11 protein-coding genes and 1 pseudogene are annotated in these 12,076 nt (G+C 52.3%); 6 read left to right on the forward strand and 6 right to left on the reverse strand.

The features are described 5' to 3' along the window. Positions 1-158: 158 nt before the first annotated feature. A complete protein-coding gene (locus AC5JO6_RS09130; RefSeq protein ID WP_496080751.1) occupies positions 159-701 on the reverse strand; it encodes a hypothetical protein in 543 nt (180 codons plus the stop codon). A gap of 141 nt (positions 702-842) precedes the next feature. On the opposite strand from AC5JO6_RS09130, the gene AC5JO6_RS09135 reads away from it, so the two are divergent. The 3 genes from AC5JO6_RS09135 to larB all read left to right on the forward strand — a co-directional run bounded on the left by AC5JO6_RS09135 (position 843) and on the right by larB (position 4,144). Beyond that, a complete protein-coding gene (locus AC5JO6_RS09135; RefSeq protein ID WP_496080752.1) occupies positions 843-1,061 on the forward strand; it encodes a hypothetical protein in 219 nt (72 codons plus the stop codon). A gap of 200 nt (positions 1,062-1,261) precedes the next feature. Further along, positions 1,262-3,172 (forward strand): ABC transporter substrate-binding protein, encoded by a 1,911-nt coding sequence (locus tag AC5JO6_RS09140; protein WP_496080753.1) that lies wholly within the window; start codon positions 1,262-1,264, stop codon positions 3,170-3,172. A gap of 87 nt (positions 3,173-3,259) precedes the next feature. Further along, on the forward strand, positions 3,260-4,144 hold the full coding sequence (gene larB, locus AC5JO6_RS09145; protein WP_496080754.1) for a nickel pincer cofactor biosynthesis protein LarB: 885 nt from the start codon (positions 3,260-3,262) through the stop codon (positions 4,142-4,144). 218 nt (positions 4,145-4,362) lie between these two features. On the opposite strand, the gene AC5JO6_RS09150 is transcribed toward larB, so the two are convergent. The 4 genes from AC5JO6_RS09150 to AC5JO6_RS09165 all read right to left on the reverse strand — a co-directional run bounded on the left by AC5JO6_RS09150 (position 4,363) and on the right by AC5JO6_RS09165 (position 8,137). Then, the gene (locus AC5JO6_RS09150; protein ID WP_496080755.1) at positions 4,363-5,034 is read right to left on the reverse strand and encodes a DUF6391 domain-containing protein; all 672 of its coding nucleotides are present in this window, start codon (positions 5,032-5,034) and stop codon (positions 4,363-4,365) included. Positions 5,035-5,139: 105 nt separating this feature from the next. Next, positions 5,140-5,895, reverse strand: a complete 756-nt coding sequence (locus tag AC5JO6_RS09155) for a hypothetical protein (RefSeq protein ID WP_496080756.1) — start codon at positions 5,893-5,895, stop codon at positions 5,140-5,142. A 403-nt stretch (positions 5,896-6,298) separates the two neighbouring features. After that, the gene (locus tag AC5JO6_RS09160; protein WP_496080832.1) at positions 6,299-7,174 is read right to left on the reverse strand and encodes a M28 family peptidase; all 876 of its coding nucleotides are present in this window, start codon (positions 7,172-7,174) and stop codon (positions 6,299-6,301) included. 21 nt (positions 7,175-7,195) lie between these two features. Next, entirely contained in the window at positions 7,196-8,137 is a 942-nt protein-coding gene (locus AC5JO6_RS09165) for a GNAT family N-acetyltransferase (RefSeq protein WP_496080757.1), read from the reverse strand. A 217-nt stretch (positions 8,138-8,354) separates the two neighbouring features. Between AC5JO6_RS09165 and AC5JO6_RS09170 the strand changes: the two genes are divergently transcribed. The 3 genes from AC5JO6_RS09170 (at position 8,355) to AC5JO6_RS09180 (ending at position 11,860) form a co-directional block, all read left to right on the forward strand. Next, positions 8,355-9,317: a homogentisate phytyltransferase gene (locus tag AC5JO6_RS09170; protein ID WP_496080758.1), complete on the forward strand. Its 963-nt coding sequence runs from the start codon at positions 8,355-8,357 to the stop codon at positions 9,315-9,317. Positions 9,318-9,469: 152 nt separating this feature from the next. Further along, positions 9,470-9,607 carry a hypothetical protein gene (locus AC5JO6_RS09175; protein WP_496080759.1) on the forward strand — a complete coding sequence of 46 codons (138 nt, stop codon included), beginning with the start codon at positions 9,470-9,472 and terminating at the stop codon, positions 9,605-9,607. Between the two features lie 63 nt (positions 9,608-9,670). After that, entirely contained in the window at positions 9,671-11,860 is a 2,190-nt protein-coding gene (locus AC5JO6_RS09180) for a PAS domain S-box protein (RefSeq protein WP_496080760.1), read from the forward strand. 26 nt (positions 11,861-11,886) lie between these two features. On the opposite strand, the pseudogene AC5JO6_RS09185 reads toward AC5JO6_RS09180, so the two are convergent. Beyond that, positions 11,887-12,076, reverse strand: a pseudogene (locus AC5JO6_RS09185) (hypothetical protein); the annotation flags it as partial.

Below are 12,076 nucleotides of genomic sequence, written 5' to 3' on the forward strand. Positions count from 1 at the left end.
CTGCTGTTTCAGCCTATTGTGCTACGCTGCCTAATTGGATAAAGTCGAGCTAAGGAGTGGTACAGAAATAACAGCATGGTCTGTAGCCATCAGCGAAAAGCTGATAGCTGATCGCTGATCCAAAAGTGTGCAGTCTATTTTTTAGCAAGCCCTAATGCTTACTGCCGTACATACAGCGTATAGTCTCGCCGTTCGCCCGGTGTTGCAGTGCCTACCCAAATCTTGTACGTCCCCGCTTGCCAATCGGTATCGGTGAGGCTGGCATCTTTGCCACGTTTGGAATCGTCACCGCAGCGAACATCGCGTGTTCCTTGAACGACTAGCGTTGTGTCACCACCACCACTATTAACGCGCAACTTGAGGCTAGGAACGTTTTGCTGCAAGACCAGCACATGGTCAGGCATCGGATCACCAAAGCCAAGACATCTGTTGTTGTTGCGATCGCGATTACTGACGATCGCAGGCAACGACGTAGAGCCACCCGTAGAGCCTGTCAAAGTACCTGACAATTTGCCAGCACTTAAAGTCAGGTTGCCAAAATTGGACTGACTCAAGGCAGGCAACGCGCCCAGAATAGCCAGTGAAACAAGCCAAACACTCCACTGCAAACGACTTGCCATCATTCTCCTCCCCGTAATAGATTTATGTCCCATCATGGATTGATGTAAAGCAACGCCATGCTTCAGTCGGCGATCGTCCATGCTCTCACTTCACCATCATCGCCTACACAGCCTATGATTGTGGGCACTGGGTCTTGCCGCTGGAGATGAATCACTCTCATGCTAAACGCCCTCCCCAGGTATCCAGTACGCTAAAATCCTAAAATTACCTGGGCAATCATCATGAGCGACAGCGACTTAGAAAACCGTTTGACTGACGTAGAACAGAGGCAGCAACGGCAGGATCAAGTGGTTGCTCAGATTCACGAAATTTTGCTGCTGCTGGCTCAACGTCAACAGCAGACTGAGCAAACCTTAGATCGAACAGCCGCCCAACAGGAAACGAACACGAGGGCGATCGCTGACTTGCAGGCGATTCTGCGCGATTCAGTACCGGGGTAACGGGCAATCTGACCGCTAATGCACAAGGTTCAGACCAGATGAACCGCACCCTTTTGCAGCCATCACCTCCTTTGACAAACTTGCTAGCACAGACTGGGCTATCACAGACTGGCTGGTGGAGTTTTACCGATTCAATGCGCGAAGCAAAGGTTTTAGACGCAAACTGGTAGAGAAATAGTTCCCCCTTCAGTCAGCTCAGCATGATTTCTGTCGCTTCTCTGTTTAAGGTTCTGCATTATTGGTTCTGGTTGTCGATCGCGACCCTCCGTAATCTCATTTCAACGAAGGGCGATCGTACGCTTAAGCGCAGCAGGGTTTCAGTGAGAGCTTTGGTTAAGGCTCCCGTCATCATCGTGGGGTTGACGCTGATCCTTACCGCTCCTCTTTCAGGCTGCCAGCCAAACCAGTTTCGCACTCAAGCGGCACAGGGTAGCCAATTGGTACTCAGCACCGTCACTGACCCAAACACCTTTAACTTTGCGAACAAAAACACCTTTCCCAGCATTTTTCTTTTCACTTACGAATGCTTAACTCAAGAAAACGGCGTTACTGGAGCGATCGAACCTGCCTTAGCAGAGTCCTGGCAGTTTTCAGACGACAATAAACGATTGGTTTTCAAGCTGCGTCCTGGTTTGAAATGGTCTGATGGGGCACCGCTCACCGCTGATGATGTCGTCTTTACCTATCGGGATGTGGTGGCGAACCCAGACGTACCCACTGATGCTAAAGAAGGCATTCAAATTGGGGTGAACAAAGCCTATCCCGACGTGCGAAAGCTAGATGACCTGCGCGTCGAGTTTATTTTGCCAGAACCCTTTGCGCCTTTGCTCAACGCGACAGCGGGACCCGACGGCATTGTGATTTTGCCCAAGCACGCGCTGGCAGAAACGCTGAAAACCAAGGGAGCGGATGGCAACCTCACGTTTCTCTCGACCTGGGGCACCGATACCGACCCTACAAAGATTGTGGTGAATGGTCCTTATGTGATGGAGCGTTACATCGCTGGACAACGACTGATTTTCCGTCGCAATCCCTACTACTGGCGTAAAGATGCTCAGGGTAAGCAACTGCCCTACATCGATCGCATCATTTGGCAGGTGGTGGAAAACCTGGACACGCAGCTTTTGCGGTTTCGTTCTGGCGATATGGATGTCATCGGCGATGTCCGACCGTTGCGATCGGAGTATGTGCCCCTGCTCAAGCGCGAAGAAAAACGCGGCAACTTTACGATCCAGGATGGAGGACCGTGGTCGGGAACGCTCTATCTCACGTTCAACCTGAACAAGGCGAAGGCTAAAGATGGCAAACCGCTTGTCGATCCAATCAAATCGCGCTGGTTCAATACGTTGGCGTTTCGGCAGGCAGTCGCGTACAGCATCGATCGCCAGCGCATCAACAACAACCTTTTTCGGGGCTTAGGCGTGATCCAAAATTCACCCATTTCTGTGCAAAGCCCTTACTTTCTCAACGATGGTCTGAAAGTGTATGACTATGACCCTGAAAAAGCCAAGACCTTATTGAAGCAGGCAGGCTTTAAGTACAGCGCTCAAGGACAACTGTTTGATGCGGCTGATCATCGCGTCCGGTTCAGCCTGATTACCAACGCAAATAATCCTGTGCGAGTGGCGATCGGTGCCCAAGTGCAGCAAGACCTGGGCAAAATCGGCATTCAGGTTGACTATACACCCATCAACTTCAACGTGCTGATCGAAAAGGTCAACAATTCGCGTGATTGGGATGCCCATATGATCGGCTTTACGGGCGGCATCGAACCCCACGGTGCCTCAAATTTGTGGGTGAGCAGTGGGGCATCCCACTCGTTCAATCTGAAGCCACAGCCCGGACAACCGCCGCTTCCAGGTTGGGCACCCAACGACTGGGAAACGACGATCGATCGTCTCTTCATCACTGGTGCCCGTGAACTTGACCAAGCGAAACGTAAAGCCATCTACGCCGAATTTCAGCGTCTCGTCCAGGAACAGCTTCCCGTCATCCATCTCGTCAACGATCGCGCCTTGATGGCAGTCCGCGATCGAGTGGAAGGACTGAAGTACACGGGTTTGCCCAGTTGGGGGCTGTGGAATATTCAAGAACTTAAAATTAGGGAGTAGGGAGTGGGGAATAGGGAGTAGGAAACGCTTTTCCTCTTGCTCCTCTCCCCAATCTCCTCACTCCTCTCCCCTCACTCCTCTCTACCAATGACCCAACCCGACCAACTCAAGCATCTCCTTCACGCCGTTGCCGCTGGTGAACTGACTCCAGACGTTGCCTTCGACAAACTCAAAAACCTGAATTTTGAAACGGTTGAAGATTTTGCTCGCATCGACCATCACCGCGCTATTCGCACTGGCTTTCCTGAATTCATCTGGGGCTTGGGTAAAACCCCAGACCAGATTGCCCAAATTATGGAGGTCATGCGCGATCGTGCCGCTGTTGTGATGGCAACTCGCATTGAGCCAGACGTTTATACCCAGCTAAAAGCAAAAGTGCCGGATGTGGAGTACTACGCAACAGCGAGAATTTGTGCGTTAAAGAGGGATCAGCCATCAGCCGTCAGCGGTGAGCCGTCAGCCGTCAGCGGTAATCAGCCTGATCCTCCTACTCCTTTATCCTCACTCCCCACTCCCCACTCCCCACTCCCCACTCCCCATCCCGGCACCATTAGCATCCTCTCCGCAGGCACTGCCGATCTGCCTGTTGCTGAAGAAGCGGCGGTCACCGCTGAGCTATGTGGGTTTAAGGTCAACCGCCTGTGGGATGTGGGTGTGTCAGGCATCCATCGGCTGCTCGAAAACCGCTGGGCGATCGTTGAAGCCGATGTACTGATTGTTGTCGCTGGCATGGAAGGCGCATTGCCCAGTGTCGTCGCTGGACTGGCAGACTGCCCTGTCATCGCTGTGCCAACCAGCATTGGCTATGGAGCCAGTTTCAATGGATTAGCCCCCCTGCTGACGATGTTGAATTCCTGTGCTGCTGGAGTTGGGGTTGTTAACATCGACAATGGTTTTGGCGCAGCAATTCTGGCAGGACAGATTTTGCGAACCGCCAGCAGACTGCAAGAAAGGCTAAAGGCTGAAGGATAAAGGATAAGTAACGCGATGTGCAACTAATTCGCCCTCATCCCCACCCTTCTCCCTAGGGAGAAGGGCTTCCAGACCGTTCCGGTTCCCTCTCCCATCGGGAGAGGGCTAGGGTGAGGGCAGTTTTGGCAGGTATTTTAGGAAAGTCGCACATCGCGTTAAGTAAATCTTTTAGCCTTCATACGTAGTCCTTTAGCCTTCCTCATAGCTTTTAGCCTTTCTCACACCTCTTGCCAACGTACCTGCACGAAATGTGCGGGACGACCAAGGGCATCCTGGCTGGCGATGAGGCGATCGATTGCCAGATTGAAGGGAATAGCGGTTGTAATGTATTGCTGAGCGAGGCTGCCAAAGTCAGGTGTGAGATGGGCGGCAGTGGCAGCGGCAAGACCTAACCCAACAAACTGTTCGATCGGTCCGCGCGGGAGCAAAGCAGCAGCACCCAAAGCCAAGCCAGCGGTGAGCAGCAGCCCCACCGACACGTTGGTGCCACAGCGAGGATGCACTGCCAAATACCATTCACCAGCAGTCAGCCGCTGTAACGCTACCTGAACGGCATGGTGCAATACTGTCGTATCTACTTGTCCGTAGAGGTAAAAGCCGCGATCGGTAGACATGCCGCCGAGCCGTTCGTTATCGGGCGGGCTACCCATAGCCGCAAACTGGCGCTGTCTGACCCGGCTACTTAAGACCCACACGGTAGCGTGTTCCAGAGCATGAACCTGCCGTAGCATAAGCAGTTCTTGCAGCCCCGGCACAAAGTTAAACAAGCGGAGCAGATCGGCATCCTGCGTTACTTGAGGATTGGGCTGCTGGCTGGGTGCAAAGACCAGATTGAGCGGATCTACACCGAAGAAACTCCAAGGCTGCTGGCTGAAGGTAGCGTGTGTCATGAGCACAGCTCCGGATGCAAATCGACCGTTAAAAGTATTGCTCTAACTCTAGCGCTGATCGAATTGAAGTGGCTTTTACTCGTTGCAAATTTTTGCTAACAACCGTCAGGCAGGTCTATTCGCTGCCACCGTTGTACCAACGGCTCTCGAAACTTCGACACCATTTTCTTCAAGAATGACCGTTGGGTCAGACCCAGAGTTCATCTCAATGCGCTTGACAAGCACCTGTCCATTAGAAAGGCGTTGTCCAACCCGGACGTAGCGGCTGGTTTCTTCGTTCGGTGCCCTGACGATCGCCTGAGCAACCCCACCCACCATTACAACACCACTCACTTCGACTGCATTTGCTAAATTCGCAGATGGCAGCGGTGGCAGGGTTTTGATGACTGGAACGCTTGAATTTCCCTGGGGAGGCAGAGGCGTTCTGGGGTTAAAAGCAGTCGTTGTTGGTCGGGAGGAGGTTGGTCGGGGGTTACTCACTCTGGGGTTCGCTGGCAGTTGACTGACCGTTGGCACATTTTGGCGATTCACAGCGGTACGGGGCTGTTGCAGCTTTGGCGGCAAGCCTGCAAACGGGTCTTTCCCTTTCTGACCATCAATGCTTGCCTGTACTTGCTTTGCCCGTTCGTCACCGTTGGTTGATTGAATTAAGCCAGGGATCGTATCACCAGCAGGCGGTTTTTGCGCCACTAGCGGAGCTGCGGCTTTCGCACCGAACGGCTGGCTGGTAGCAGGTTTTTGAACGGGGGCTGACGCAATCGGCGATGGGGAAGTAGCGACATCACCACCCGAATCGGATGAGCAACTGGCAACGGTCAACGCGATCGCTCCAGCAAGTCCGATGAACACAAGTTTACGCATGACCTCTCCCCCAACACTGTTTCTCCACGATAACTCTAAAAAGCAGAAACGGTGTCAATAATTTCTCGGAATTTCAACAACAATACGTTTAGGAAACATCTGTGCTGCAAGGATCGTCAAAGTCATACACAGGCTCTCTTTACTGACAGAGCACTTCTAGAGAAATTGCCCAGTTTACCTCACGAATCGCTGCTTGAATACGTTCTAATCTCACGAAAAGCGGATACTATAAATAGCCTCCAAATGATGATTTTAAACTAACGTTGGCATCCGGAAGCGCTCAAAACATGGAGGCGTTAGTATGCTCTCATTGCAGTTCAGACTAACCAGTTTTTAACAACGAGGATAGTCTTTGCGGCTCTTTTGCATCAAGTTTTCTAGCCTCGAAACGTTGGCTAAATGATTACAACTGCTGAAGACCGTGCATCAAGCCGCAACACACTTTCGTCAAGAAATCGAGATCTAACGTTTCCAGCCGATCGCTCGGTTTGTGATAGTGCGGGTTGCGAAGAAAAGAGGTGTCTGTCACCATCAGCGCTCGATAGCCTCGATCCCAAAAGACGGCATGGTCGCTGCGACGAGTTTCAGGCACGATGAGTCCCCGTGCGCCAGCAGGCAACCATTCGCAGGGGACGTGGTGCCGCACATGATGGTTGAGACGGAGCAAATCGGGAATCGTGCGGATGTTGCCAATCAAGCCAATAAAATTGCCGCGATCGGGGTAGAACGATCGCAATCCGGTTGGGTACTGCTGCGAACCAGGTGTTTGGTCGCAATAGCCCAGCATTTCTAGAGACAGCATGAGGCGTAACGGCTCCTGCTGAAGCGAGTTGGCATAATGGGTGCTGCCTGCGCGATCGTAGCTCGTTTCTTCCAGGTCAAACGCCACCAGGCGAATGGGGTAGCGTGCAGGTTCGCTGGTAAACAGCCGCGCCATCTCTAGCAGCACTGCGACTCCAGTGGCATTGTCATCGGCTCCTGGTGAACCCGGTACAGCATCGTAATGAGCACCAATCAGAATCGGTGGTTTCGGCGTTGGCGAAGACTTTCCCAGAAAGAATCGTGGCTTGTCACTCTCCGATCGAGCAGGCAAATTCAAAATCAAATTCTGAAATACTTTGCCCTGCGCTTGAAACGCATGGGTGTCAACAGTGCCCCACTGCGCTAACTGTGCCCGGATGTATTCACGCACAAAAAAATGACCTGCTGTCGCCAAATACGGGTCGCGATCGCGGGCAATTTGGCTGAGATGATCCTGGAGACGTGCTTTAAGAGGCAATGGAGTCAAGAATAAAATTGTTCAGCGCCAGTCATCAAGCGCGAACACATCGGGGCGGTTGTAACCAGGCTCGTTCGGTTTTTGCATCGCTACGCCTGTAATTTCAGTGCGAAAGCCAAGGGCAATCATGCGGCAGTATGCCTCTTGACGGCTGGTATTTACGCCAGCAAGCAACCGCGTCATGCCTTGACTCGCTGCCAGGGCTTCACACAAGCTGAGTAGCTGCGCGAATTGGGTTCCTGCTTGAGGGCGCGATCGTACCGCCCCAAACTTCACGTAGCAGGTATCGCTACCCGCCTCTGTGCCAGCGCCATAGTGACACAGCGCAAACCCAGCCAGTTCGTCGTCGTCCCACAGCAAAACCGTATCGCCCAGGCTTTGCGCTTGAACAGCCACAATTTCGGTGGATAGATCTAAGCCTGCAAAAATCGTATTGGCGAGGGCACGACTGGCGCTCAATGCTTGAGACTGGTCTGCTTCGCTTAATTGGGAATAGCGCGAGGCTGAGGACGGCAACGCGATCGGTGCAACTGCCTTTGCCATGACAGCAGTCAGGTATTGAGGATAGAAGCCAAACTTTTGATACAGAGCATGATGCTTGGGGCTGTTGGGGAAAGTGAATAAACCAACCTGCTGCGTACCCCAATGCTCAAATTGCTCCACAACAGCGGCAACCAACTGTTTCGCAATGCCCTGATTCCACCAATCAGGATGGACACTCAATGGTCCAAAGAAACCAAAACTACCCCAAGACGTTGCCAAATTTGACCCAATCAATTTGCCCTCTGTCTCAGCCGCAAACGCACCGATCGCGTTCGTCCTCCACCGCGCTGCAATATAGCTGGCATCGCCACCAAATTGAGTGGGTTCAGGCAGACCGATAAAGGTGCCAAATGCCAGCCGAAAAATGTGGTCAGCTTCAGCCAGGTCGGGGGCTTGCAGTGAGCGGATAGAACTTTTCATGGCGGAAGAAAAGAAGCTTGGGGAATGCACATGGGTTTGGTTATGGGAATTATCCACCCGTACAGAGTCGCCGTCAAACGTGAGGAGGAAAGCGTGAGATGGGTTGAGCCAACCATCTGGCTCCTTGATACCAGTGTTGCCCCACTCAAGCTACTAGACTTTAGGGGGCGAAACGTCTAAAGTCCAGAGTCTAGAGTCTCTTGTTTCAAAGGTACACATGAGCCGTATTGTCTCAAAAAACCCTTTTCCCTCCCCTCAGCTTAAGCAAAATGGGCTGCTTCAACGCCATGCTCCGGGACTCTACGCGTTCTGGAAGTTTGCTCGTCCACACACCATTATCGGCACTAGCTTGAGTGTGTTGGGGTTGTATTTGATAGCGATGGCAGGTCGCGGAGAATGGTCGATCGCAGGTGCCCTATCATCGCTTCTGCCGCCACTGCTGGCGTGTCTCTGCGGCAACGTTTATATCGTCGGGTTGAACCAGCTAGAAGATGTGGGGATCGATCGCATCAACAAGCCTCATTTGCCGCTGGCATCGGGGGAATTCTCTCAGCAGCAGGGCGTTGTAGTCGTCGCGATCGCAGGGTTGCTGGCACTCTCGATGGCAGTTTTGCAGGGATCATTCTTGCTGGCAACGATCGGCATCAGTCTACTGATTGGTACAGCGTATTCCCTGCCGCCGCTTCGACTCAAGCGCTTTCCCGTCTGGGCATCGCTGTGTATTTTCACAGTGCGGGGAGTCGTCGTCAATCTGGGGCTTTTTCTCCACTTCCAGGGCAGATTAGCCATTCCGCCAGCCGTTTGGGCACTCACACTCTTTGTACTGGTCTTTACCTTTGCGATCGCCATCTTCAAAGATATTCCAGATATAGAGGGCGATCGTCGCTACAACATCACCACCTTCACACTGCGGTTGGGGCAACGGACGGTCTTTCACCTTGCGCTCTGGGTCATTACAAGCTGCTATTTGGGTATGGTTTTGGCGGGGCTAGCAGGACTTCCTGGCACCAATCATCTGTTTCTAGTGGTCTCCCATCTCATAGCATTCGGCTTGCTGTGGTTACGCAGTACTCAAGTAGACCTTACAAGCCAAGCATCGATCAGCCGTTACTATCAGTTCATCTGGAAGCTATTTTTCCTGGAGTATGTAATGTTTCCGATCGCTTGCTTATTAGCTTGAGTGTGGTTAGCTTTCAGCAGGTAGCGGTCAGCGGTCAGCGGTCAGCACAGACTTTAAAGCTGATGGCTGACGGCTCAGTAACCGATTACACGGCTAGGTAACCCATTACAAAACGCGCACGTGGTCAACTAACGACTCTCAGGGGAACACTAGTGAGTAGTCAAATTGCTGCGGCAGCGTTTGCTATCGTGACGAGCGCGATCGCAGTGCTTAGCTTTTGGGGCGATTTTATAGCTGCTGCCATTTGTACTGAGAGGCTGCTCTTGAGCACTGTGCAACAAGGGAGTTAGTCCCTTGCCTTAGCCTCGTGTGTGCTCAACTGCAAAGTTCATTGCCCTTTTCACCATAAGTCTGTGCCACGTCAGACCATCCTCTCTGAAGCCCTCGCCCACCAAGCGCCAATTGGCATTCTCCAACTTGGTCTCGATGGCGGTATTACGTACGCCAATCCAGCATTCTGCAAACTTATAGGCTATACAGAAGCGCAACTGCGCCGTCTCGACAATCGCGCCATTTCTCACCCTGAAGATTTTGCGGCTGAGGTCAGGGTAGTGCAGCAAATGCTGGATCAGGGGCAGCGCCAGCAAGTTTTGCAAAAGCGCTACCGACGGTGTGATGGTGACATCGTTTGGGTTGAGGTCAAACTCTCTCTAGTGGATGATCCAGAAACAGGCGATGCGGTGATTCTAAGCTTCATCACGAACAACACCGATCGCCGCTTAATAGAACAGGAAAGGCAGCAGTATGCTCGGGAACTGGAAGACCAGGTAAGTGAGCGGACGCGATCGCGGGTACAAGCACTCAAATTTGAGCAACTGGTGCATCATTTGACCGAAACTCTACGTCAGCATTTAGATGCCGACCCGGTACTACAAGCAGCGGTGAAAGGACTAACCCAGGCACTCAACGCCGATCGCTGCTTCATTAGCCTGATGAACGCTGAGAAAGATTGTCTCACTGTCCGCCATGAATACGTCAGGGATGCCATGCCACCCCTACCGTCCCTACAAGGGCAATCATTCTCGCCACAGAGCTTAGCTGTAGCGGACGGCTGCGAGCGACAGCAAACCGATTTAAAACAAGACATCGATCGCACGTCTCATTTCAGCAACCTGTCTTCACACCAGCGCCACGATGAGCACGTACTCGCGTTAGCAGGTGAGCCAACGGCTGCCATCACTCAATTGCTCTTCATTGAAGGCAATGTTTTTAGACCCATCAGAGATCATCAGGCATGGCTCGGTATCCTTGCTGTCTGCTGTAGCCAAGCCCGTACCTTTGAACCAAACGAAATCGCGCTTATCGAACAGGTGTCTAGCCAATGCGCGATCGCGCTACGTCAGTCTGAACTCCATGCTCAACAGCATGACCTGCGCGTCAGCAGTGATTACTTTCGCTCGTTTCTCGAAACGTTAACGGATGTGTTTATCGAGTACGACTCTAGCTTGCGCTGTTTATCGATGAATCCTGCGGGTAGCACAATGCTGGAGTTGGCTCCAGAGGCGATCGTGGGCAAAACAAATCAAGAACTGTTTGGCGAGGCGGCTGAAAGACTCGACGCAACCATCCAGCGCGCCTTCGACACAGGTGAAAAAGTCTTTGTTGACCATGAACTGCTTTTAGCTGAGGGTAGCAGAGTTTTTGAAACGGTCTACACACCCATTACAGCGCCGTCAGGTGCTGTCCAGCGAGTGATTGGGGTCAGCCGTGATGTCACAGAACTGAAGCAACAGTGGCAGCTTTTAGAAACGCAAAACCAACAGTTGACCGAAACTACCCGTGTCAAGCAAGAATTCATCGCAACGACTAGCCATGAATTGCGAACGCCGCTAACTGCCGTTTTGGGGTTCTCAAACGTCCTTTTGCAAGGCTTTTTTGGCGAACTCAATCCGAAGCAAAACGATTATGTCGAGCGGATTCACGACAGTGGACAGCATTTGCTCGACCTGATCAACGACATTTTAGACCTGTCACGTCTCGAAGCCGATCGCCTGGAGCTAGACCGACAGGCAATCTTCGTACCGGATGTTTGCGAAGGCGTGATGAGCCTCATTCGAGAACGAGCGCTCAATCAGGGACTCAAAATCGATGTTGACCTTGATTCGAGCGTTGACTGGGTCGTTGCTGATCCCAGGCGACTCAAGCAAATGTTGCTTAACCTGTTAGCTAATGCCATCAAATTTACTCAGGAAGGCACGATTGGGCTGAAGGTGTATCGACAACCATTACCGCGCTGCGTCAACCATGCGATCGAAGCAGAACTGCCAGAGCAACTATCTCCATGCGGCGATCGCGCGCTAGAGATGATTCGCTTCCTAGTCTGGGATACGGGCATTGGCATTGATGCCGCCAATCAGCAAAAACTCTTCTCGCCATTCTCCCAAATTGATAGTTCACTTGCCCGCAACCATCAAGGAACAGGCTTAGGACTGGTCATTACACGCAAACTGGCAGAATTGCATGGTGGAACGGTCACGTTAGAATCCAGCCCCAATCAGGGTGCACGGTTCACCATTGCGCTACCGTTTCACCCAACTGTTTAGAAGCCGTTTTCCAGCACGAGTGGGTTTTAGCCGAGTTTGCAGAGGAGGGGCAGGGGGCAGGAGGAGCAAGGGAATTTTTGAGTAGCGCCTTCGGTCGTTGAATCTGAAAGGCTTTGTGTCAAAGAGCTTTGCATAACTTTTATCTCTATATTCTCCCCTGCCTCCCCTGCCTCCCCTGCCTCCCCTGCCTCCCCTGCCTCCCCTGCCTCCCCTGCC

It is taken from the genome of Tildeniella sp. (genome assembly GCF_059505325.1).